Origin of the sequence: Marinibacterium sp. SX1, from assembly GCF_050389775.1 — a bacterium.
Classification (GTDB): Bacteria; Pseudomonadota; Alphaproteobacteria; order Rhodobacterales; family Rhodobacteraceae; genus Marinibacterium.
This window is the reverse complement of the sequence record NZ_CP177144.1, coordinates 294450-316867: the sequence shown is the minus strand read 5'-3', so window position 1 is coordinate 316867 and position 22418 is coordinate 294450. Positions and strand designations below refer to the sequence as shown.

General features: G+C 70.0%; 23 protein-coding genes. 14 read left to right on the top strand and 9 right to left on the bottom strand.

Annotated elements, in window-relative coordinates; translation table 11 throughout:
* Positions 1 to 31 precede the first annotated feature (31 nt).
* From ACK3BB_RS01445 to ACK3BB_RS01435, 3 genes are all read left to right on the top strand, one after another.
* Complete coding sequence (locus tag ACK3BB_RS01445) at positions 32 to 754, top strand: competence/damage-inducible protein A (protein ID WP_428926950.1); 723 nt, start codon at positions 32 to 34, stop codon at positions 752 to 754.
* Positions 751 to 1530: a GNAT family N-acetyltransferase gene (locus ACK3BB_RS01440; RefSeq protein ID WP_428926949.1), complete on the top strand. Its 780-nt coding sequence runs from the start codon at positions 751 to 753 to the stop codon at positions 1528 to 1530. The genes ACK3BB_RS01445 and ACK3BB_RS01440 overlap by 4 nt, the downstream gene beginning before the upstream one ends.
* Before the next feature lie 230 nt (positions 1531 to 1760).
* Entirely contained in the window at positions 1761 to 2639 is an 879-nt protein-coding gene (locus tag ACK3BB_RS01435; RefSeq protein WP_428926948.1) for an OmpA family protein, read from the top strand.
* A 181-nt stretch (positions 2640 to 2820) separates the two neighbouring features.
* Here the strand turns inward: ACK3BB_RS01435 and ACK3BB_RS01430 are convergent, their stop codons facing one another.
* The 3 genes from ACK3BB_RS01430 to ACK3BB_RS01420 all read right to left on the bottom strand — a co-directional run bounded on the left by ACK3BB_RS01430 (position 2821) and on the right by ACK3BB_RS01420 (position 5596).
* Entirely contained in the window at positions 2821 to 3585 is a 765-nt protein-coding gene (locus ACK3BB_RS01430; protein ID WP_428926947.1) for a glycosyltransferase family 32 protein, read from the bottom strand.
* A gap of 283 nt (positions 3586 to 3868) precedes the next feature.
* Positions 3869 to 4774, bottom strand: a complete 906-nt coding sequence (locus ACK3BB_RS01425) for a LysR family transcriptional regulator (RefSeq protein WP_428926946.1) — start codon at positions 4772 to 4774, stop codon at positions 3869 to 3871.
* A gap of 123 nt (positions 4775 to 4897) precedes the next feature.
* Positions 4898 to 5596 (bottom strand): ArsR/SmtB family transcription factor, encoded by a 699-nt coding sequence (locus ACK3BB_RS01420; RefSeq protein WP_428926945.1) that lies wholly within the window; start codon positions 5594 to 5596, stop codon positions 4898 to 4900.
* A 98-nt stretch (positions 5597 to 5694) separates the two neighbouring features.
* Here ACK3BB_RS01420 and ACK3BB_RS01415 point away from each other — a divergent pair, with 98 nt between their 5' ends.
* Complete coding sequence (locus tag ACK3BB_RS01415) at positions 5695 to 6018, top strand: NIPSNAP family protein (protein ID WP_428926944.1); 324 nt, start codon at positions 5695 to 5697, stop codon at positions 6016 to 6018.
* The gene (locus ACK3BB_RS01410; RefSeq protein WP_428926943.1) at positions 6015 to 6362 is read left to right on the top strand and encodes an antibiotic biosynthesis monooxygenase family protein; all 348 of its coding nucleotides are present in this window, start codon (positions 6015 to 6017) and stop codon (positions 6360 to 6362) included. Before ACK3BB_RS01415 ends, ACK3BB_RS01410 begins: the two co-directional genes overlap by 4 nt.
* Positions 6363 to 6496: 134 nt before the next feature.
* Here the strand turns inward: ACK3BB_RS01410 and ACK3BB_RS01405 are convergent, their stop codons facing one another.
* Positions 6497 to 8527, bottom strand: a complete 2031-nt coding sequence (locus ACK3BB_RS01405; protein ID WP_428926942.1) for an FAD-dependent oxidoreductase — start codon at positions 8525 to 8527, stop codon at positions 6497 to 6499.
* Positions 8528 to 8864: 337 nt separating this feature from the next.
* On the opposite strand from ACK3BB_RS01405, the gene ACK3BB_RS01400 reads away from it, so the two are divergent.
* Positions 8865 to 9359, top strand: coding sequence for an RNA pyrophosphohydrolase (locus tag ACK3BB_RS01400; RefSeq protein ID WP_428926941.1), 495 nt, complete (start codon positions 8865 to 8867; stop codon positions 9357 to 9359).
* 117 nt (positions 9360 to 9476) lie between these two features.
* A complete protein-coding gene (locus ACK3BB_RS01395; RefSeq protein ID WP_428926940.1) occupies positions 9477 to 9911 on the top strand; it encodes an acyl-CoA thioesterase in 435 nt (144 codons plus the stop codon).
* A gap of 215 nt (positions 9912 to 10126) precedes the next feature.
* Here the strand turns inward: ACK3BB_RS01395 and ACK3BB_RS01390 are convergent, their stop codons facing one another.
* The 3 genes from ACK3BB_RS01390 to nth are packed head-to-tail and all read right to left on the bottom strand — an operon-like array spanning position 10127 to position 12362.
* Positions 10127 to 10729 (bottom strand): GNAT family N-acetyltransferase, encoded by a 603-nt coding sequence (locus ACK3BB_RS01390; protein ID WP_428926939.1) that lies wholly within the window; start codon positions 10727 to 10729, stop codon positions 10127 to 10129.
* Positions 10729 to 11721 (bottom strand): adenosine kinase, encoded by a 993-nt coding sequence (locus tag ACK3BB_RS01385; protein WP_428926938.1) that lies wholly within the window; start codon positions 11719 to 11721, stop codon positions 10729 to 10731. The genes ACK3BB_RS01390 and ACK3BB_RS01385 overlap by 1 nt, the downstream gene beginning before the upstream one ends.
* A complete protein-coding gene (nth, locus tag ACK3BB_RS01380; protein WP_428926937.1) occupies positions 11718 to 12362 on the bottom strand; it encodes an endonuclease III in 645 nt (214 codons plus the stop codon). The genes ACK3BB_RS01385 and nth overlap by 4 nt, the downstream gene beginning before the upstream one ends.
* Positions 12363 to 12658: 296 nt before the next feature.
* On the opposite strand from nth, the gene ACK3BB_RS01375 reads away from it, so the two are divergent.
* The 5 genes from ACK3BB_RS01375 to ACK3BB_RS01355 all read left to right on the top strand — a co-directional run bounded on the left by ACK3BB_RS01375 (position 12659) and on the right by ACK3BB_RS01355 (position 17497).
* Positions 12659 to 13564: a methylated-DNA--[protein]-cysteine S-methyltransferase gene (locus tag ACK3BB_RS01375; protein ID WP_428926936.1), complete on the top strand. Its 906-nt coding sequence runs from the start codon at positions 12659 to 12661 to the stop codon at positions 13562 to 13564.
* Positions 13565 to 13905: 341 nt separating this feature from the next.
* Positions 13906 to 14601, top strand: a complete 696-nt coding sequence (locus tag ACK3BB_RS01370; protein WP_428926935.1) for a helix-turn-helix transcriptional regulator — start codon at positions 13906 to 13908, stop codon at positions 14599 to 14601.
* A gap of 469 nt (positions 14602 to 15070) precedes the next feature.
* Positions 15071 to 15766 carry an OmpA family protein gene (locus tag ACK3BB_RS01365; RefSeq protein ID WP_428926934.1) on the top strand — a complete coding sequence of 232 codons (696 nt, stop codon included), beginning with the start codon at positions 15071 to 15073 and terminating at the stop codon, positions 15764 to 15766.
* 146 nt (positions 15767 to 15912) lie between these two features.
* Complete coding sequence (locus tag ACK3BB_RS01360; protein ID WP_428926933.1) at positions 15913 to 16455, top strand: NADPH-dependent FMN reductase; 543 nt, start codon at positions 15913 to 15915, stop codon at positions 16453 to 16455.
* A 235-nt stretch (positions 16456 to 16690) separates the two neighbouring features.
* Entirely contained in the window at positions 16691 to 17497 is an 807-nt protein-coding gene (locus ACK3BB_RS01355) for an acyl dehydratase (RefSeq protein ID WP_428926932.1), read from the top strand.
* Positions 17498 to 17782: 285 nt separating this feature from the next.
* On the opposite strand, the gene ACK3BB_RS01350 is transcribed toward ACK3BB_RS01355, so the two are convergent.
* Positions 17783 to 18826, bottom strand: coding sequence for an NAD(P)/FAD-dependent oxidoreductase (locus ACK3BB_RS01350; RefSeq protein WP_428926931.1), 1044 nt, complete (start codon positions 18824 to 18826; stop codon positions 17783 to 17785).
* 69 nt (positions 18827 to 18895) lie between these two features.
* Between ACK3BB_RS01350 and mnmD the strand changes: the two genes are divergently transcribed.
* Together mnmD and ACK3BB_RS01340 are read left to right on the top strand one after the other, a co-directional pair.
* Positions 18896 to 19564 (top strand): tRNA (5-methylaminomethyl-2-thiouridine)(34)-methyltransferase MnmD, encoded by a 669-nt coding sequence (gene mnmD / locus ACK3BB_RS01345; RefSeq protein WP_428926930.1) that lies wholly within the window; start codon positions 18896 to 18898, stop codon positions 19562 to 19564.
* Positions 19561 to 20475 carry a DMT family transporter gene (locus ACK3BB_RS01340; protein WP_428926929.1) on the top strand — a complete coding sequence of 305 codons (915 nt, stop codon included), beginning with the start codon at positions 19561 to 19563 and terminating at the stop codon, positions 20473 to 20475. The genes mnmD and ACK3BB_RS01340 overlap by 4 nt, the downstream gene beginning before the upstream one ends.
* Here the strand turns inward: ACK3BB_RS01340 and ACK3BB_RS01335 are convergent.
* Positions 20449 to 22404 carry a lytic transglycosylase domain-containing protein gene (locus ACK3BB_RS01335; protein WP_428926928.1) on the bottom strand — a complete coding sequence of 652 codons (1956 nt, stop codon included), beginning with the start codon at positions 22402 to 22404 and terminating at the stop codon, positions 20449 to 20451. The two genes, ACK3BB_RS01340 and ACK3BB_RS01335, sit on opposite strands and share 27 nt — an antisense overlap.
* Between the last annotated feature and the right edge of the window lie 14 nt (positions 22405 to 22418).

Genomic DNA, 22418 nt, shown 5'->3' with positions numbered 1-22418 from the left:
CCTCGTCCCGACCCGCTGCAAGGAGACCCCAATGGCCAATCCCACCGCCGCAATGCTCGTGATCGGGGACGAAATCCTGTCGGGGCGCACCCGCGATGCCAACATGTACCACCTGGCCGGCGAACTGACCCGCCATGGCATCGACCTGCGCGAGGTGCGCATCGTCTCCGACAATGCCGAGGCCATCATCGACGCCGCGCGCACCCTGTCGCAGGCCCATACCCATGTCTTCACCTCGGGGGGCATCGGCCCGACCCATGACGACATCACCGCCGATTGCATCGCCGCGGCCTTCGACGCGGCCATCGACGTGCGCGAGGATGCCCGCGCCCTGCTGGCCGCCCATTACGAAAGCCGCGGGGTCGAGCTGAACAGCGCCCGTTTGCGCATGGCCCGAATCCCCGACGGCGCCACGCTGATCGACAACCCGGTGTCGGTCGCTCCCGGGTTCACCCTGGGCAATGTCCATGTCATGGCCGGCGTGCCGGCGGTCTTCGAAGCCATGGTCGCCAGCGTCCTGCCCGGCCTGACCGGTGGCGCCCCGATGCTCAGCCAGACCCTGACCGTGCACCGCCCCGAAGGCGAGATCGCCGGGCCGCTGTCGGACCTGGCCGACGATTTTCCCGAGCTGTCGATCGGCTGCTACCCGTTCCAGAAGGACGGGGCCTTTGGCGCCAACATTGTCGTGCGCGGCCGCGACGGCGCCCGGATCAACGCGGCCATGACCCGGCTGGCCCGGGATCTCGGCACGTGACGCCCGACCGGATCCTGGCGGCCATCGATGGCACCTGGCCGCCGGCCCGGATCTTCGACCAGGGCGGCTGGACCTTCCGCCAGGGCCAGGGCGGCGGCCAGCGCGTCTCGGCCACGACGCTTGCGCGGCCGCCGGTGACGGCGGACAAGCCGGCCGCCGGGGGGGATGGCCTGTCGCCCGAGGACATGGATGCGGCCATCGCCCGGGCCGAGGCCGGGATGCTGGACATGGGCCAGCACCCGCTCTTCATGATCCGCCCCGGCGAGACGCTGCTCGACGCCGCCCTCGACCGCCGCGGCTATCTCGTTCACGACCCGGTCCGCGCCTGGGCCTGCCCGCCGGCCCAATTGTGCGACCGCGACATCCCCCGGGTCACCGTCTTCGACCTCTGGGAACCCCTGGCCATCCAGCGCGAGATCTGGGCCGCCGGTGGCATCGGCCCCGGCCGGCTGGCCGTCATGGCCCGCACCGCCGGCCCGCGCACGGCCCTGCTGGGCCGCTGGCAGGACAAGCCCGCCGCCGTGGCCTTTGTCGCCATCCATGACGGCGTGGCCATGCTGCATGCCCTCGAAGTGCGCCCCGAACAGCGCCGCAAGGGCATGGCCGGCTGGATGATGCGCGGCGCGGCGGCCTGGGCCCGCGACAATGGCGCCGATTGCCTGGCCGTGCTCTGCACGCTGGCCAACGGCCCGGCCAACGGGCTTTACGCCGCCCTGGGCATGGCCTCGGTCACCGAATACCACTACCGGCGCCGCCCGGACGCCTCCGGCCCATGATCGACCTCCGCCTTGACCCCCGCCTTGCCCGCATGGCGACCGTCCTGGTCCGCACATTGGCGACCAGATTGCCCCCGGTGTCGCCCGCCGCGCTGGCGCCCACATGGTCCGCAGCCGTGACCCCAGACCGGGCGCCCACGCCGGGCCGCGCCCTGGCGCCGACCTTGGGTCCGACGCTGGCGCGCACCTGGCCCCTTGGACCGGCCCGCACGGCACTCCTGCTGCTCTCAATGGCCGTCGCCCAGCCGGCCCTGGCCTTCCAGCCCGACCTGCCCGCCGCCGCCCGCGAGATTTCGCAGCGGCTGTCGGACACGGCCTATGACCTGCCCGCCGGGCCCTGGTCGCGCGATGGCATGGACAGCCTGACCATCACCGGCCAGGTCGTGCGCCGCACCTGGCGGATCGAAGAAGGCCTGACCACCCGCCAGGTCACCGAACCGCTGGTCGAACAGATGCGCGCGGCGGGCTATGCCCCGGTCTTCACCTGCGAGGCCCGGGCCTGCGGTGGCTTCGACTTCCGCTTTGCCATCGATGTCGTGCCCGCCCCGGACATGTTCGTCGACCTGGCCGATTTCCGCTATGTCTCGGCCATGGATGGCGATGGCAACGGCGTCACCCTGCTGGTCAGCCGCGGGCGCAATGCCGTCTGGCTGCAACTGACCGAAATCGCCCGGGCCACCCCCGGCGTGCCCGGCGATCTTGCCCGCGCCCTGGTCGAAACCGGCCGGCTCGTGCTCGAAGACATCCCCTTTGGCGAAGGCGCCACGCTCGAACCGGGGCCGATCCCCGTGTTCGACGTGCTGGCCGCTTTCCTCGATGAGCGCCCCGATACCCGGCTGGCCATTGTCGCCCATTCGGCCGAGCCCGCCGACGGCGATGCCACCCGGGCCGAAGGCCTGGCCGAGGCCCGCTCCGTGCGCGCCCGGCTGATCGCCGATCACGGCGTCGATCCGGCCCGGGTCGAGGCGCTGTGGCTCGGGCCTTTCGCCCCGCGTGCCTCGCCGCTGGATGCCACCGGCCAGTCGGTCAACCGCCGGATCGAAGCCGTGCTGCTGCCGCAACATCCCGCCACGGCCGAACAGCCGGCCGATGGTGACGCGGACGACTGAGCCGCGCTACGCGGGATCGACACCGGGCCCTTGCCGCAACGCCCCGCCCGCAGCCGAACAACCGGCCGACAGGGCCTTGCCAGGCAACGCCGCTTGACGGCCACACCACCGTCCAACGCAAGATCGAAGCCCGTCACAACGCCCGACAACCGCCCGACGGGACTGACCCGCCCGGCCCCGCTCAGCGCAGGATCGACCGCTCTTCCTGTTCCCGCCACCATTTCTTGTGGCCCCGGTCGGGATATTGCAGCCGTTCGTTCATGAACTGGCCCTGGTGACAGATTGTCCGGTAGCTCTTCAGCGTGAACCCGCCCCCGGCCAGCGCCGGCAGCATCGCCGTCGGGCCGGTCAGCAGGTAGATGTTGGTCTCGGTCCCGGCGGCGATGTTGCGCCGGATCTCGGCCTCGATGCCGGTCATGAACCGGTTGCCCGGCGCCGAGGCCAGGAAGTAATTGGTGATCTCGCCGTCGCGCATCCGCAGGAACAGCTCGTCCTCGTCGTCGCGGATCGACTTCGACGGCGGCCAGACGAAATTGGCATCGGCATCCAGGTAGACCCCGCCGTCCTTCATCAGGATCAGCACGCGCCAGTAATCGGCCTTGGCCGCGCCGATCTGCAGGCGGTTGTAGGTCTCGGCGATCTCGCCGGGGAACTGGGCGTTCACCCACTCATGGGCCGCCGCATCATCCATGTAGTGAAAATCGTGGTCCCAGGCCATCAGCCGGTTGAACCGCCAGGTCAGGTAAACGGCCAGCGAGACCTCGCGGGCGTAATTGGTCTGGTAGACCCGGCGTGGCACCCGGCGCGCGCCGGTCCGGCGGACCAGCGCCGGGGCATAGGCCGGGATCGTGTAGCGGGCCCGGGGCCAAAGCTTGAGGTGGACCATGCAGAAGAGCTTTACCAGCACCCCGACAAGCTTCACCAAGCGGCTGAAAATATATCTCACCTGCGCGCCTTTCCTGTGCGGCCTGCCCGGATGTCGCGCCGCCCACGTCTTTGTGAAGTAGGCCCGGACCGCCGCCAAGGCAAGCCGCCGGGCCCCCGGTGGAACGCGCGCCCGGCGAAACCCGGCCACCTGTGTCCCATGCTGTATCGCCCCCGCATATGCCGCGTCCCGTGCCCGATGGCCCATCCCGGTGCGCCCTGTCACGCAAGTAAAAAAGCCCCGCCGTCGAACGGCGGGGCCAGGTGGGTTGCTCGGGCAAAGCAACAGGCAAAACTGGGTGGGCCTACCAGTCGGTCGGGCCCTTTTCGGCAAAGACATGGACCAGGAAATCGATGAAGGCGCGGACCTTGGGCTGGGTGAACCGGCCCGGCGGATAGACGGCATAGATGCCCTGGGTCTCGACCGGCAGCGACGGCAGAGCGTCCTCGACAAGGCCCTTCTTCATCGCGTCGGCATAGAGATAGCTGGGCAGGTAGGCGATCCCCAGCCCCGAAATTGCCGCATTCAGCAGCGATTGGCCGTCATTGACCGACAGCCAGCCGGCGGTGCGCACCTGGCGCTTCTCGCCCGACGGCGCGGTCAGCTTCCAGACATTGCCCGAGGATTGATTCGAGTAATGCAGCAGCTTGTGTTCATTCAGCTCGTCGATCTTCTGCGGCCGGCCGTGTTTCTGGAAATAGGACGGCGCGGCGATCATGCGCTTCGTCGTCTCGGTCAGCTTGCGCGCCCGCAGCGAGCTGTCTTCCAGTTCGCCGATGCGGATGGCCATGTCGAACCCTTCCGAGATCAGCTCGACATAGCGGTTATTGAGCACCATGTTGACGGTTATGTCAGGGAAATCGTTGAGGAAATCGCTCAGGACGGGCGACAGGTGATTGACTCCGAAATCGGTGGCCACCGAGATCCGCAACAGGCCCGACGGCGCCGATTGCATCGAGGTGACCAGCGCATCGGCCTCGCCCGCATCGTTCAGCACCCGGCGCGCCCGGTCGTAATAGGCCAGGCCGATTTCCGTCGGGCTGACCCGGCGGGTGGTGCGGTTGAGCAGCCGTGCGCCCAGCCGCGCCTCCAGCGACGAGACATGCTTGGACACGGCGGATTTGGAAATGCCCATCTTCTTGGCCGCGTCGGTGAACCCACCCTGGTCCACGACGGTGGCAAAGGCTTCCATCTCGGTCAGTCGATCCATCCCGTCATCCTCGTCATACGTTTCATGACGCTTATGCGCGACAAAAGGGGCAAGATCCGGGCAGGCTTTGGATAATATCGCGGTATTGGCCGGATCGTGCAGGGGCGGGAAACTGCCGGCCGGTCAGCCCGTGGCCGGCTGGCGGGCAAAGAGCCGGTCGAACTGGCGTTGGCCTTCGGGTGTCAGGACGACGGCCCGGCTGCCCTCGACCCGGTAGAGCCAGTTGCGCGTTTCGAAATGGCCCAGCATGGCCCGGCCTAGCCGGCCGGCCAGGTGCGACTGGCGCATCGACCAGTCCAGACATTCCCGGCACAGCGGTGCGCGGCCGGGGGGCAGGCCGGCCGGATCCAGCCCGAGGTTCTGCAGAAAGGTCGCCCCGGCGGCGCTGAGATCGATCGTGTCCGGGCCGACGACGAAATGGCCCATCGCCCGCATCGCGGAGAACATCTGCACCCCGCGTGCCCCGGCCAGGTGGTTGTAACAGACCCGGGCCTCGCGCAGCGCCGGATCGCGCGGGCCCGGCCGGCTGCGCAGCGCCCGGCCCTGGCTGGCGGCCAGGCCCATCAGGGCTTCCAGCGTGCGGGCGACCTCGTCGCTGGCCAGCGCGTAGTACCGGTGGCGGCCCTGGGCCCGCAGGCCGACCAGCCCGCCTTCGGTCAGTTTCTTCAGGTGCGACGACGCGGTCTGGGGCGATACCCCGGCCTCGGCGGCCAGCTCGGTTGCCGTCAGGGCATGGCCGGCCATCAGCGCGCTCAGCATGTTGCCCCGCGCCGGGTCGCCGATCAGCGCGGCCAGCCGCGAAATGTCCGGTCCGTCCTTCATGGTGTCCGCCGCCTCCTGTCCTCCATGCTTCGATACTAATCGAAGCATGGCCTTGGGTCCACGGGCTATCACCGGGCCATCCAACCCGAGAGGCCGACATGCTGACCTGCATCATCCGCTACCGCATCGATCCCACCAAACAGGACCAGTTCCGCCAGTATGCCCGGACCTGGGGCCGCTGCATCCCGCGCAACGGCGCCGGGCTGATCGGCTATTACGCACCCCACGAAGGGTCTTCGACCCTGGCCTACGGCATCTACACGATCGACAGCCTGGCCGCCTACGAGACCTACCGCGCCCGGCTGGCCGCCGATCCGCTGGGGCGGGAAAACTATGCCTTTGCCCAGCGGGAACGGTTTATCCTGTCCGAAGACCGGACCTGGCTGACCCTGGCCTCGTCCCCGCAGGAGGAGCAGCCATGATCGCCATCATCTTCGAAGTCATCCCGGCCGAGGGCCGCAAGGACCAGTACCTGGACATCGCCGCCGAGATGCGCCCGCTGGTCCACGAGATCGACGGGTTCCTGTCGGTCGAACGGTTCCAGAGCCTGACCGACCCGGACAAGCTGCTGTCGCTGTCCTTTTTCCGCGACGAGGCCGCGGTCGCGCAATGGCGCCAGCTCACCGCCCACCGCCGGGCCCAGTCCAGCGGCCGCGCCGGGCTCTTTGCCGGGTACCGCCTGCGCGTCGCCCATGTCCTGCGCGACTATGGTCTCGATGATCGCGCCGAGGCCCCCGAAGACAGCCGACATCTCCACCGGGCCTGACCTGCTGCTTCTTTCTCTTCTCAAATATTCCCGGGGGAGTCCTCCAACGGAGGACGGGGGCAGCGCCCCCGAATGACCGGCCGCCCCCTGGCGGGCCGGTCGCCGGATATTTTCAAAGAGAAAGAAGCAGCACCTCAGAGCAAGGCGGCCAGGCGGGTGCCCTGGTCGATGGCGCGCTTGGCGTCGAGCTCGGCGGCCACGTCGGCGCCTCCGATGACATGGGGCGCCAGGCCCTGGGCGGCCAGGGTGTCGGCCAGGCTGCGCTCGGGCAGCTGGCCGGCGCAGAGGACGATCGTGTCGGCCTCGACCAGGGTGGGCTTGTCGCGGGTCTCGCCGAAGCTGACATGCAACCCGCGGGCATCGATGGATTCGTAGTTCACCCCGCCCAGGAAACGCACGTCCTTCATCTTGAGCGCCGCGCGATGGATCCAGCCGGTGGTCTTGCCCAGCCGCTTGCCGTGTTTCTCGGCCTTGCGCTGCAGCAGCGTGACCTGGCGGGCGGGGGCGTCGGGGCGGGGGCCGCCGGGGGCTAGGCCGCCGCGATCCGTCGCGGGGTCGGACACGCCCCATTCGCGCATCCAGGCCGGCAGGTCCTCGGCCGGGCTGTGGCCGTCCTGGACCAGGTATTCCGCCACGTCGAAGCCGATCCCCCCGGCGCCGATCACCGCCACCCGGGGGCCGGCCGTGACCTTGCCGGTCAGCAGGTCGATGTAGGAACAGACATTCGCCCCGTCCTGGCCGGGGATCTCCGGGTCGCGCGGGGTGACGCCCGTGGCGATGACGATCTCGTCGAAGCCGGCCAGCAGCTCGGGCGTGGCCCGGGTGTTCAGGCGCAGGTCGATGTCGGCATCGGCAACCATGGCCGCATACCAGTCGACCAGCCCGTGGAATTCCTCCTTGCCGGGCACCTGGCGGGCCAGGTTCAGCTGGCCGCCGACCCGGTCGGACGCATCGAAGAGCGTCACGGCATGGCCGCGCTCGCAGGCCGTCAGCGCGGCCGACAGGCCGGCCGGGCCGGCGCCGACAACAGCGATGCGCCTGGGCGTTGCGGCCGGGGTGATGACCAGTTCGGTCTCGGCGCAGGCCCGGGGATTGACCAGGCAGGAGGTCAGCCGGCCCGAGAAGGTGTGATCCAGGCAGGCCTGGTTGCAGGCGATGCAGGGCGCGATCTGTGCGGCCTTGCCGGCCGCGGCCTTGGCGACGAAATGCGGATCGGCCAGCATCGGCCGGGCCAGCGAGACCATGTCGGCGGCGCCATCGGCCAGGATCTCTTCGGCGACACCGGGCGTGTTGATCCTGTTGGAGGTGATGACCGGGATCGAGACCTTGCCCATCAGCTTCTTGGTCACCCAGGCAAAGGCCGCGCGGGGCACCGAGGTGGCGATGGTGGGGATGCGCGCCTCGTGCCAGCCGATGCCGGTGTTGAGGATCGTGGCGCCGGCGGCCTCGACCGCCCGGGCCAGCTGGACGACCTCGTCATGGGTCGAGCCGTCGGGCACCAGGTCGATCATCGACAGGCGGAAGATGATGATGAAATCGGGGCCGACCGCCGCCCGGGTGCGGCGCACGACCTCGATGGCCAGGCGCATGCGGTTGTCATAGGACCCGCCCCAGCGGTCGGTGCGCTTGTTGGTATGGGTGACAAGGAACTGGTTGATGAAATAGCCTTCGGAGCCCATGATCTCGACCCCGTCATAGCCGGCCTGGCGGGCCAGGGCCGCGGCGTTGACGATGTCGGAGATCTGTTTCTCGATGCCATCCTCGTCCAGCTCGTTGGGCGGGAAGGGCGAGATGGGGGATTTCACCGGCGAGGGGGCCACGCATTTCGGGCCGTAGGAATAGCGCCCGGCGTGCAGGATCTGCATGGCGATCTTGCCGCCGGCGTCATGCACGCGGTCGGTGACGATGCGGTGGTTGGCGACATCCGTGTCACTGGTCATCATCGCCGCGCCGGGCAGGACCGAGCCTTCGAGATTGGGGCCGATGCCGCCGGTGACCATCAGCCCGACCCCGCCGCGGGCGCGTTCGGCGTAGAATTCGGCGACGCGGTTCCAGTCCTTCGTTTCCTCCAGCCCGGTATGCATCGAGCCCATCAGCACGCGGTTTTTCAGCGTGGTGAAGCCCAGGTCGAGCGGTTGCAAAAGGTGCGGATAAAGATCGGTCATCGTCCCCTCCCGGTACAGATCGGGGTGACCATTGCCCGCGGGCGGGGCGCTGTCACGTTCAACGCGGCGTCATTGGCGGGTGGGGGTGGGCGGCTGGCGGGGGCGACGTTGCGGCAGAGTTGGGGAACGGGATGGCCGAGGGGCAGTGCGGCGATCGGGGCAGGGCGGCGGACGGGCGAAGGATGGGGGAACGCGGCCGGGGGCCGGGTGGCGGGGCGGCAGAAGGACGGCAGAACGGCGCCGGGGCAAGGCAGGGAAGGGCAAGGGACGACGAGCGGCTTGCCGTGGGCGGTGAGCCGGGTAAATGAGGGGGGACACTTGCAAGGAGAGCCGGGCCATGACCCCTGAAGAGATTGCCAAGCTGCCCTATCGGCCCTGCGTGGGCGTGATGCTGATGAATGCACGGGGCGATGTCTTTGTCGGCCAGCGGATCGACAACGAGGCGCCGGCCTGGCAGATGCCGCAGGGCGGGGTCGACAAGGGCGAGGCGCCGGGGGCGGCGGCGCTGCGGGAGCTGTGGGAAGAGACCGGGGTGACGGCCGAGCTGGTCGAGGAGGTGGCGCGGACCGAAGAGCCGGTGGCCTATGACCTGCCCCACGACCTGGTGCCGCGGATCTGGAAGGGGCGCTATCGCGGCCAGGAGCAGACCTGGTTCCTCTTCCGCTTCCTGGGCGAGGACGGCCAGGTGAACATCGCGACGGAGCATCCCGAGTTCTCCGAGTGGCGCTGGCTGCCGGCGGACGAGCTGGTGGCCAATATCGTGCCGTTCAAGCGGGCGGTCTATGCGCAGGTGGTCGAGGCGTTCGGCCCTTACCTGAAGGCACGCGGGTAGGCCGGCGGTCGGCCGGATATTTGTGAAGAGAAAGAAGCAGCAGCGGGGCGCCCGGTTCGGGGCGGCGCGCGGCACCGAGCGCAGGCGTGCGGGGCACGCGGAGCCAGGAGTGAGGCGATGAGCGAAGACGTGAGCGCGCTGACACGCGGGCGGCAGAGGGGCTCGCACGGGCGGCAGCAGGACGAGGGTGTTCTGGTGATCCGCACGATTGCGATGCCGGCCGATACCAATCCGGCGGGGGACATATTCGGCGGCTGGCTGATGTCGCAGATGGACCTGGCGGCGGGCAACATGGCCGGGCGGGTCTGCCAGGGCCGGGCGGCGACGATTTCCGTCGAGGGGATGCAGTTCCTGCGGCCGGTGAAGGTGGGCGACGAGGTGACGCTCTATGCCACGCTGCGCAAGGTGGGGCGCAGTTCGATGCGCATCCATGTCGATGCCTGGCGCCGGCCGCGCTATTCGGACAAGTCGGAGCCGGTGACCGAGGCGGATTTCGTCTTTGTCGCGCTGGACGAGAGCGGGGCGCCGCGGCCGGTCTTTCTGGACGGGTAGGCGGGCGATCCGGGCGCGGCAGCAATGCGGGCGGCCGGTGCCAAGGTTGGGGCGGTGCGGCACATGGCCGGGGCTGGGCGGCATGTTGCGGCCTGCGCCGGTACGACGCAATGGGGCCGTCACGACGTGGGGCGGTATGGTGCGGCATGGCCCGGCCGGATGGCCGGCCGGGGCGGTGCGCGGGGTGAACGACCCGCCGACCAGGCGGGGCCGGATCAGGCGAGGATCGGCACGCCCGGCGCGCAGTCGCGGGGCAGGGTGCCCGACAGGCGCGGATCGTCGGCGATTTCGACCATGCGCCGACCCGGGGTGAAGCCCGAGCGCATGTAGAAGCCCAGGGCCGCCGGGTGATCCAGCGTGCAGGTATGGACGTGGAACCGGTCGATCGGCCGGTCGGGATGAGACCAGGCGCGGGTGATGGCCTGGTCCATCATCCAGGCCCCGGTGCCCGAGCCGACCAGCGCCGGGCCAAGGCCGAAATAGGCCAGTTCGCATGCGCCGTCCTGGCGGAAATCCAGTTCGAGCAGGCCCAGCGGCTGGCCGTCCCGTTCGACGGCGCGGATCTCGACCAGCGGGTCGGCCAGGATGGCATCGAGATCGCCGTCGCCCAGGCGCAGGCGCGAGAACCACAGCCAGTCGGCCCCGACATGGGTAAAGAGCGCGCGGTACCAGTCGCGGCCCGGCGCCGGCACGTGGCGCAGGGTGATGCCGGCGGGCGCGGGATGGCCGCGCAGCGGGGCCGGGGCCCGCATGTCGAGTTCGGTGACGACGGCCGCCAGCTTGCCCGGCGGCACGTCGTGATAGCCGTCGGCCAGCATCAGTCGATGAGGCCCGCGGCGGTGAGCTCGGCGCGCATGTCGGCCTGGGGGCGCGGGCCGATATGGGTGATGACCTCGCGGGCGCAGGCATTGCCGATCTTCACGCAGCGGTCCATGGCATAGCCCCGCGACAGGCCGAAAAGGAAGCCGGCCGCGAACTGGTCACCGGCGCCGGTGGCATCGACGGGGGTGATCTTTTCCACGCCGACATCCAGCCGGCCTTCGGGCGACATGACCGTCACGCCATCGCCCGAACGGGTGCAGACGACCAGCGGGCAGATCGCGGCGACGGCGGCCAGGTCGGCATCGAGATCATCGTTCTGGAACAGCGAGCGGATCTCGGCCTCGTTGCCGATGACGTAATCCATCTCGTTTTCGATCAGCTTCAGGAAATCGGCGCGGTGGCGTTCGACGCAGAAGGGATCGGAAATGGCGATGCCGGTCTTGCCGCCGCCCTGGCGGCAGGTGCGCGCGGCCTTGAGGAAGGCGTCCTTGCCCTTGTCCTTGTCGAACAGGTAGCCTTCGAGGAACATCAGCCGGGCCTTGCCCGCGACGTCGGGCGAGACATCGTCGGTGCCCAGTTCCGACGAGATGCCGAGATAGGTGTTCATCGAGCGTTCACCGTCGGGCGAGACGAAGATCATCGAGCGCGAAGACGGCAGCTCGCCCCCGGTGACCGGCGGGTTCACGAAGCCCACGCCGTCGTCTTCCATGGCCTTGGCATAGAAGAGGCCGAGGGCATCGTCGCGCACCCGGCCGATGAAGGCCGCGTCGAGGCCAAGCGCCCCGGCCCCGGCGATGGTGTTGGCTACGGCGCCGCCCGGGGTCTGGACCCGGTCGGACATGGCGGCATAGAGCACTTCGGCCCGGTCGCGTTCGACCAGCTGCATGATGCCCTTCTCGATGCCCATGTGGTCGAGGAAGCTGTCGTCGGACTGGGTGATCACGTCGACGACGGCATTGCCGATGCCGACCAGGTCATAGGTGGTCATTGGGTCTTCTCCTCGTAGGGGCAGAGATCGCGGATGATGCAGGTGGGGCAGGCCGGCTTGCGGGCCTTGCAATGGTAGCGGCCGTGCAGGATGAGCCAGTGATGGGCATGCAGCTGGAACGGCGCGGGGATGTTGTCTTCGATGGCCCGCTCGACGATGTCGACATTCTTGCCGGGCGCGATGCCTGTGCGGTTGCCGACGCGGAAGATATGGGTGTCGACGGCCTGGGCCGGGTAGCGCCACCACATGTTGAGCACGACATTGGCCGTCTTGCGCCCGACGCCGGGCAGCGATTGCAGGGCGGCCCGCGACGAGGGCACCTCGCCGCCGTAATCGTCGACCAGGATGCGCGACAGTTTCATCACGTTCCGGGCCTTGTTGCGGTAGAGGCCGATGGTCTTGATGTGCCCGATGAGGCGGTCCTCGCCGAGGTCGAGCATCTTTTGCGGGGTGTCGGCGATCTGGAACAGCTCGGCCGTGGCGCGGTTGACCCCGGCGTCGGTGGCCTGGGCCGACAGGGCGACGGCCACGACAAGCGTGTAGGCGTTGACGTGGTTCAATTCGCCCTTGGGTTCGGGATCGGCGTCCTGGAACCGGGTGAAGATCTGGTGGATCGTGTGGTAATCGAGTTGGCTGGCCATCCGGGCCTTGATGCCGCAGGACCGGCGATGCTGCAACGGCAAAGGCGGTTTTCGCCGGGCCGTGCGGGGTTGTGCGGGCTGCGGGCGTCGCGGAAGGTGGCCGGGCGGCGCGCGGACGGGCGTAAGGACCGGACCGGCAGGTGCTCCCGCGGGCCGGGGCGCCCCGGCTGCGCCGGACCACGCCGGCCCTTGGGCCCGGCCCTGCGCCGGGGGCGCAGGGCGGTTGCGCAGACTTCGGGTCGCCGCACGGGGGCGGGGGCGATAGGATCGGGCCAGCACAGACGGAGCATTCCACGATGAACATGCAGGCCAAGGACGACGGCGGGTATCATTTCAACGTCATGCGCCGGGCGATCGAGCTGATCGACGAGGCCGGCCCGGGCCTGACGCTGGACCGGCTGGCCGCCGAGATGAACATGAGCCCGGCCCATTTCCAGCGGCTGTTCTCGGCCTGGGCCGGGGTGTCGCCCAAGCGGTTCCAGCAATACCTGGCGCTGGGCCATGCCAAGGCCCTTCTGGCCGAACGGTTCACCACGCTGGACACCAGCCATGCCGTTGGCCTGTCGGGCGGCGGGCGGCTCTACGACCTGTTCCTGCGCTGGGAAGCCATGAGCCCCGGCGATTTCGCCCGGGGCGGTGAGGGGCTGACGATCTACTGGGGCTGGTTCGACAGCCCCTTCGGCCCGGCCCTGGTCATGGGCACCGACAAGGGCATCTGCGGCATCGGCTTCGAAGGCGAGACCGATGCCGAAGGGGCCATGGCCGACCTGACCGGGCGCTGGCCGCGGGCGCGGTATGTCGAGGATGTCATGCGCCTGCGGCCCTGGGCCCTGGCGGCCTTCGGGGCCAGCGGCGAGCTGACCGAGGCGCCGCTCTACCTCATCGGGGCGCCGTTCCAGATCAAGGTCTGGGAGGCCCTGCTCTCGATCCCTTCGGGCCATGTCACGACCTATTCCGAGATCGCCCGGTCGATCGGCCGGCCCCGGGCCGTGCGGGCCGTGGGCACGGCCGTGGGGCGCAACCCGATCAGCTGGCTGATCCCCTGCCACCGGGCCCTGCGCAAGTCCGGGGGCCTTGGCGGCTATCACTGGGGCCTGCCGGTCAAGCGGGCGATGCTGGCCTACGAAACGGCCAGGGAAGACGCTGCAACAGGCCCTTCCGGCGGCGCTGCGATTGCAGAGGCCGCAGGCGGGGCGGCCTGACCGGCCGGCGAAAGCGCAGGTCGTCGGTCGGGCCATGGGGTGAGCCATGTGTCGGGCCATGTGTCGGGCCGATCTTCCGGGCCACATGATCCGGGGGGCGGCCGCCGGTCTCGGCCCAGCGGCCCAGGCGCAGGGTCATCAGGACATGGTGTTCGTAATAGGTCATGGCGGGGTTCCTTTGCGGCATGGCCCGATAGGACCACGTCCCTCCTGACACCCCGTTGTCAGTAGGCCATGCTAAGGTGTCAGCAGTCGTCAGCGGTGCGGCGGGCGGAGGGCCGGAACGGGGCCCCGCCCGGCCTGCTCCGACGATGCGCCGCCCAGGGCCCCACGGAGAGATCATGCGCAAATCCACCCGGCTGTTCGAACTGATCCAGATCCTGCGGGCGGCGCGGCGGCCGGTCACGGCCGACGAGCTGGCCGAGCGGCTGGGGGTCTCGGCCCGCACGGTCTATCGCGACATCGCCGCCCTGCAGGCCATGCGCACGCCGATCGATGGCGAGGCCGGGCTGGGCTATGTCATGCGCCGGGGCTACGACCTGCCGCCGCTCAACTTCGACCAGGAAGAGCTGGAGGCCCTGCGCGTCGGCCTGGCCCTGCTGTCGCGCACGGGTGACAGCGCGTTGGTCGCGGCGGCCGGGCGGATCGGCAAGAAGATCGACGCCCTGCAGGACCCCGTCGACTGGCTCAAGGTTGCCGCCCCGGGCGCGCCGCTGGACGACCCGGACAAGGGCTGCGTGTCCAAGGCCCTGCTGCGCGGAGCAATCCGCGACGAGCGCAAGATCGAGATCACCTATCGCGACGAGAAAGACGCCGAGACCACGCGCATCCTGCGCCCGGTGGCCCTGCTCTATTACCAGGATTGCGCCGTGCTGGCCGCCTGGTGCGAGCTGCGCCGGGGCTTCCGCTGTTTCCGGGCCGACCGGATCTGGGCCTGCACCCTGCTCGATGACACTTTCCCCGGCGAAGGCCCGGCCCTGCGCCGGCTGTGGGAAGACAGCGATACCTCGTTCATCCCCTTCGTGACGGCCTTTTGATTGCCCCCCCCCACCCGGTCGCGCCGGGCCGGGTCCGTGCGGCGATGGCGCTGACAACGGCCGGGGCTGGGCCCTGCGGCGGCCGATCCCCATGCCGACACGGGGGATGGTCCAAGCGGCGGCCAGAGACGGCCGATCCCCATGCCCGCACGGGGCAGGGTGGCCCAAGTGGCGATCAGAGGCCGCCGGTTGCCGGCCGGCGCGGTGCGGTGGTGTCCCCGGCGTCGGGACCTGGGGCCTGCTGCCTGTCGTGCCGGCACGAGGCGGTGATGCCCCAGGTGGCGGTCGCCCCCGGGGCGTGGCCGGACGTGGCATTGGCGGGGCCGGTTCACGCAGCGGTGATGGCTCCGGCGGCGAATTGCCCATCGCGCGAGGATTGGCGCTTGAGATAGCCGCGGCCTCGGCCGATAGTCCCGGCAAAATTCCGGCTGCCACGGGCAGCCCGGTCACCGAGCAGAAGGTAGATCCCATGACCCTGTCCCCCGCCCCGGCCCAGCCGGTCCGTTTCCGCAAACCTGCCATCGCCCTGTCGCTGGCCACGGCGCTCGTGCTGGGCGCCTGCACCAACCCGGCCGCGCTGGACCCCAGCACCGATCCCAACCAGAACACCAAGTCCGGCGCCATTGCCGGGGCTGTCCTCGGTGCGGGGGTCGGGCTGATCACCGGCGGTGACCAGGGCCTGAAGAACGCCGCCGTCGGTGCGGCCGCCGGGGCGCTGGTCGGCGCCGGGGCGGGCAGCCTGCTGGACCGCCAGGCCACCGAGATCCGCAATTCGCTGGCCAATGACGGCATCACGGTGGTCAACACCGGCAGCCAGCTGGTCGTGACCCTGCCCCAGGACATCACCTTCGACACCGGCAAGTACGACGTGCGCCCGGCGCTGCAATCCGACCTCAACAAGCTGGCCGCGAATTTCGTCAAGTACAAGAATTCCAACCTGCAGATCACCGGCCATACCGACAATGTCGGCGAGGCGGCCTATAACCAGACCCTGTCCGAACAGCGGGCCGGGGCCGTGGCGGCCGTGCTGATCAACGGCGGGGTCGAGCCGAACCGCATTCGCACCTACGGCGCCGGAGAGAACCAGCCCGTGGCGTCCAACCTGACGCCCGAGGGCCGCGCCCAGAACCGGCGCGTCGAAATCGTCGTCGTGCCCAAGAACTGATCACGCCCGTCCCGGCGCCTGGCAACGGGCTCCGGGACGGCTCCGTCGGATCGGGCGGTATTGCGCCGGGCCCAAGGTCGCTCTGGCCGACGGGCCCGGGCGTGCTAGGCTTTGGCCGGAACCGCTGGAAAGGGAGTGCCAGGACAATGAGTGACGGTCTGCTGCTGGGGATCTCGGGATCGCTGCGAACGGCATCGGTCAACCGCAAGCTGGTGCGCGAGGCCGCCCGGCTGTATGCCCCGGCCCGGTTCATCGAGGCCGATGTCGCCCTGCCGCTCTACGATGGTGACCTCGAAGAGGCCGGCGGCGTGCCGGACGGGGTGGCCCGGCTGGTCGACCAGATCGAAGAGGCCGAGGCCATCGTGATCTCGACGCCGGAATACAACAAGGGCCCGTCGGGCGTGTTGAAGAACGCGCTGGACTGGGTCAGCCGGGTCAAGCCCGTGCGCTGGCAGGACAAGCCCGTGGCCGTGATGTCGGCCGCTGCCGGCCGGGCCGGGGGCGAGCGGGCCCAGCTGATCCTGCGGACCTTCATGGTGCCCTTCCGCGCCCGGGTCATTGCCGGCCCGGAACTGCACCTGGCCGGGGCCGACAAGCAGTTCGGCGAGGATGGTCAGCTGACCTCGGAGCTGTATCTCAAGACCCTGCAGGAACTGATGGACGCCCTGCGCGCCGAAGCCCGGCGCTGAGCAGCGTGCGGGCGCGGCGGATGCGCGGTTTGCCTGCCGCAAGGCGCGGCCGTGCAACCGGTGCCGGATTGTATGGTGGGCAGGGGTAAACTGACGGCCGCGGTCGGCAAGGCGGCCCAATCGACCTGGGCGCGGCCGGTCCGAAGGACGCTGCAACCGGCACGGCCCTTGCCCACATGACAGGCCGGTCACCCAATCCCTTGCGTGGCCCCGGTGGCGGGGGCATGCTGGCGCCATGATGGAGACCCGCCCGACCGCCCAGGTGATCACGGATGCGATGGACCCGGCGCGGGCGACGGCCCTGAACGCCGCGCTCGGCCGCGCGGGCACCCTGGAACCGGGCATGGACCTGCCGCCGTTCTACCACCAGCTCTATTTCTGGCAGGCCAGCCCGCCGGGTGAGCTGGGCCGCGACGGCCATCCCAGGGTCGGCGGGCTGATCCCCGAGACCGGCCTGCCCCGGCGGATGTGGGCCGGGGGGCGGCTGGTCTTCGAAGCCCCGCTGCGCGCGGGCATCCCGGCCGAACGGCTCAGCCTGGCCGAAAGCCTGCGCCACAAGACCGGGCGCAGCGGCCCGCTGGCCTTTGTCACCCTGCGCCACGAGATCCGCCAGCAGGGCCGGCTGTGCGTCACCGAATGGCAGGACTTGGTCTATCGCGCCGATCCCGCCCCGGGCAGCCCGCCCCCGGCCGTGGTGGCCGCCCCGCGTGACGAGACCGACCGCCGGACCGAAAATTTCGACACCACCCTGCTGTTCCGCTACTCGGCCCTGACGTTCAACGGCCACCGCATCCATTACGACGAGACCTATGCCCGGACGGTCGAAGGCTATGACGGGCTGGTCGTGCACGGGCCGTTGCTGGCCCAGATGCTGATGCTGATGGCCGTCGACCTGATGGGCCCGCTGGCCGGTTTTGCCTTTCGGGGCAGCGCGCCGCTGGTCCATACCGAGGCCGCCGAATTCTGCCGGACGGGCACGTCGCTGTGGGTGCGCGGGACGGATGGCCGCCAGATCATGAGCGCCGAGGCCGTGCCGGCCTGAGCCGGCCGGACGAGGGGGCCGCGCCGGGTTGGGGCGGGGCTCTGCCGGGTGGTGGCAGATGCCGCGTCGTGTTGGACAGATGCGCGCCGGGTTGGGCAGAGGCGCCGGCGGACATCGTGCAGGCAGGGGCGCCGATGGACATGGGGGTTGTCACGGGGCCATCGGACACCACGCAACCAGCAGCGCCATCGAACACCACGTAGGCAGAGGAGCCGCACAGCCTGGGCCACCCGGGTGACGGTCACGCCGCAACGCCGACTGGGCCCTGCCGGCGCGGGCAAAGGCTCAGAGGCAGCTTTCCAGGCGGAAATCCTCGGGGATCTCGTCATGGTTGCCCAGCACCAGCCGGGCCATGACCTGGGCCACCTTGGGCGCCATGCCAAAGCCGATCTTGAACCCGCCATTGGCCACGAAATGACCCTCGCGCCTGGGCCAGGGGCCCAGCACCGGCGCCCGGCTGCGGGCGCGCGGGCGCAGGCCGGCCCAGCGGGCGATGACCGGGGCCTCGGCCAGGGCCGGCACGGCGGCGCGGGCGGCGGCCAGCACGTCGTCGAGGCGGGCATCGGTCGAGGCCGGATCGTCATACTCCCGTTCCGTCGTCGAGCCGATGGCCACCTTGCCGTCGGCATGGGGCACGACATGCACGCCATCGGCAAAGAGCTGGGGCGCATCGGCGGGCAGGGCGGCATCCAGCACGGCGGCCTGGCCCTTGATGCCCATGCCCAGGTTGCGCCCGAAGGCCTGCGACAGCTCGGCCAGCCCGGCCGCGCCGGTGGCCCAGACCACGGCCCCCCGGTCGGGCGCCTCGGGCACGACCTCGCAGCCCCGGGCCTGCAGCGCGGCGGTCAGGGCGGCCACGGCCCGGGCCGGGTGCAGCCGGGCGGTCAGGGTGTCGCGGATCAGCCAGCCGGTGGGCGAGACCGGGGCCCAGCCAAGCGCCTCGCCGGCCGAGATCACCTGCCAGGTCGCCGCGCCCTGCCACAGGGTCTGGGCCTCGCGTCCGCGGGCGCGGGCCAGGTCCAGCGCGGCGCTGTCGGCCACCGGCTGCAACCGGCCGGTCCGGGCATAGCCCGGCGATACGCCGCCGGTCATGGCCACGTCGGTCCAGAAGGCCTCGGCCATCATCAGGCTGTCGAACTGAAAGGCCTTCTTGGCGTTCCAGTTCTCGGGCACATGCGGGGCCAGCGCGCCGACCACCCCGCCGCTGGCCCCGGCGCCGGGGCCATGGGGGTCGACGACCGCCACCCGCGCCCCGTGCCGGGCGCAGGCCCAGGCGATCGACAGGCCAAAGATCCCGGCCCCCCTGACGGTCACGTCTGCCATTGCCATTTCCGCTCCGCTTGTCCAGTGTCGCCCCGGCCGGGCGTCTCTTGCCGAGAGACCATAGAAGAGCGGACCATGCAGCACCAGCAGGCGAAGATATCATGGCGGGACGGCCAGGTGCCCGTGTCCGACCTGTTCGACGATCCCTATTACTCGCTCCAGGATGGTCTGGAGGAGACCCGCCACACGTTCCTGGGCGGCAATGACCTGCCGGGCCGGTTCCGCGACGGGTTCCACGTGGCCGAGCTGGGCTTTGGCACCGGGCTGAATTTCCTGGCCACGCTTGACGCCTGGCACCGGGCCGGCGCGCCGGGCGTTTTGCATTACACCAGTTTCGAAGCCTTCCCCATGGCCCCGGACGACATGGCCCAGGCCCTGGCGGCCTTTCCCGGCCTGGCCTTCCGCGACGCCCTGGCCACGGCCTGGGCCAGCGGGCTGTTTCCGGTCGAGATCGGCGGGGCGCGGCTGGACCTGCGGATGGGCGATGCCCGCCAGACCCTGCCGGACTGGCCGGGCCGGGCCGATGCCTGGTTCCTCGACGGCTTTGCCCCGGCCCGCAATCCCGAGCTGTGGGAACCCGCCCTGATGGCCGACGTCGGCCGCCACACCGCGCCGGGCGGCACCCTGGCCACCTACACGGCGGCGGGCCATGTCCGCCGCGCCCTGGCCGAAGCCGGCTTTGCCGTGGAACGGCGCCCGGGCTTTGGCCGCAAACGCCACATGACCGTCGGAACATTGACATGACCATCGAGCCGATCACGGCCGCCGCCCCCGCCGCATCCATCGCCCCGCAGCGCAATTCGGTCGGGCTGGGCATTGGCCTGATGATCGGCTCGACCATCGTCTTTGCCCTGCAGGACGGCATTTCCCGGCACCTGGCCGGCGAATACAACACCCTGATGGTCGTGATGATCCGCTACTGGTTCTTCGCGGCCTTCGTCATCGCCCTGGCCGCGCGCCAGAAGGGCGGGCTGCGCAAGGCCATCGGCACGACCCAGCCGGTCATCCAGCTGATCCGCGGCCTGCTGCTGGCCGCCGAGATCTGCATCGCGGTCTTCGGGTTCACCATCCTGGGCCTGGTCGAAAGCCAGGCCGTGTTCATCTGCTATCCGCTGCTGGTCGCCGCCCTGTCCGGCCCGGTGCTGGGCGAAGGCGTGGGCTGGCGGCGCTGGACGGCCATCGGTGTGGGCTTTGTCGGGGTGATGTTCATCCTGAAACCCTCGGGCGGGGTCTTTGACCCGGCGGCCGTCATCCCGTTGGTCGCCGCCCTGCTCTTTGCGCTCTACAGCCTGCTGACCCGCTACGCCGCCCGGCGCGACAGCACGGCCACCAGTTTCTTCTGGACGGGCACCGTGGGCGCCGTGGCCCTGACGATCGTGGGCTTTTCGCACTGGCAGGTCATGACCCCCGGCGATTACGCCTGGATGGGCCTGTTGTGCATCACCGGAGTCATGGGCCACTGGCTGCTGATCAAGTGTTACGAGGTGGCCGAGGCCAGCGCCGTGCAGCCCTTTGCCTATTTCCACTTTGTCTGGGCCTCGGTCGTGGGCATCACGGTCTTTTCCGAGGTCATGCGCGCCAACGTGGCCTTTGGCGCGGCGCTGATCGTGGCGGCCGGGCTCTTTACCCTATGGCGCGAACGCGCCAAGGGTTGAGCCGCGCAGTTCCTCGGAAAACGGCACCGGCAGCGGGTCCTTGCCCAGCCGGGCGCGGTAGACCGGCAGGCTTTCGGTGACGCGCATGACGTAATTGCGCGTCTCGTTGAACGGGATCATCTCGATCCAGTCGATGATGTCGATATCGGCCCGCCGCCCGCGCGGATCGCCGTAAAGCTCCATCCAGCGCAGCGGCCGGCCCGGCCCGGCATTGTAGCCCGCGGCCATCATCGTGACATTGCCGCCCAGGTCGCCGGCGAGGGTGGCCAGGTAATTGGCCCCCAGCTTGGCATTGTAGCGCCAGTCGTCCAGCATCCGGCCCGAGGTATGGGCCGCGGCGATGCCCAGGTCGGTGGCCACCAGCCGGCCGGTCGCCGGCATGACCTGCATGAAGCCCAGGGCCCCGGCATGGCTGACCACGCCGGGATCGAATTCGCTTTCGCGCCGGGCAATGGCCAGCACCATCTCGGGGGCCATGGGCAGGGTTTCCCCGGCCACCGGGTGCAGCGGATAGTAATAGCCGGCCAGGATCATCCCGCCCTGGGCCGCCCGCTTGGAAATCATCACGGCCAGGTGCGGATCGCCCAGGTCCAGGGCCATCTGGCCCAGCCGGGCGGCATCGGTCGGATCCAGGCTTTCGGTCAGGTGGGTGAAGAACCGTTCGGCCAGGTCGACCTCGCCGGCCTCCCACAATTCGGTGGCCGCGCGAAAGACCGAGGACCGGGTGAAATCGGCCTCCTGCCAGGGTGCCAGCTCGGGCGGGTTGGCCATGGCCGGGTCAAAGGGCATGCCGGCCTTCTCGGCGGCCAGCAACCCGTAGAACGCGCTCTGGTATTCGGCGCCCTCGCGATAGGCGATCTGCGCGATGTCGGTGTCGCCCAGGGCGTCCAGCGCCCGGCCCGTCCAGTATTTCGCCCGGCCCTTTGAAATCGGTGATTCGACGGCATCGTCGAGGCGCAGGAAGTGCAGCAGGGCGGTTTCGGGCTGGTCGAGAAAGCGCAGGGCCAGGTAGCCGGCCAGCCATTCCAGGTCGGCGAAATCCGATCCGCCGTCCAGCCCGTGGCGCATGGCCACGGCATAGGCCCGGTCGTAATCGCCCGCCCGCATCAGCTCGCGGGCATAGCCCCGCCGCCGGCCGGCCCATTTCTCGGGCTGGCCAAGCGCCTCGGCCGAGGTCGAGCGTTCCATCATCAGGTCGAGCGCGTCCTCGGTGCGGCCCTTGCGCGCGCGCCATTCGAAACGGTCATGGGCCAGGCCGGGATCGTCGAGCAGCCCGGCCGGCACCCGGCCGATCAGCGTGTCGACGCCGGCGGCCTGTTCCTGCAGGGCCAGCCGGGCCAGGGCCAGGGCCCGGAGGTCGTCGTCGACGCTGGTCAGCATGCGCCGGGCGCTCAGCCGCTGGCCGTCCCACAGCATCCGGTCCAGCCGGGCGGCGTGATGCGGGGCCAGCAGGGCGCCGCCGGCATCCAGAAAGGCATCCTGGCTCTGGGCGCCCATGGGCATCGTCCGCCAGCCCAGGACCAGCGTGGCATCGGCCTCGCCGTTGCGCCCGGCCGCGCGCAGGGCGTTGACATAGGCCAGCACGCCATCCGGGGTCTGGGGCTCTTGGGCGTCGAACATCTGCAGGACCTGGGCGAAGCTGGCCGCGACAAAGGCGCCTTCGCTCTTCTCGCGCAGCCAGGGCAGGCCGGGCCAGTCGGGATTGCGCGCCAGGAAATCCAGCACCGCCGCGGCATCGCCCCGCCCGGCGCGCAGCCAGTACCATTCGACGATGTCATGCGACGCCGTGCCGGGCCCCTCGGCCTCGGCGAAGGCCCGGGTGAAATCCTGGCCGCGGATGGCGTTCATGGCCCCGGAGAGGTCGGCCAGGGCCGGCCGGGCCAGGCAAAGCAGGAGCAGGAGCGAAACAGGGCGGAGCAGTGCAATCATTTTCGGACCATGCG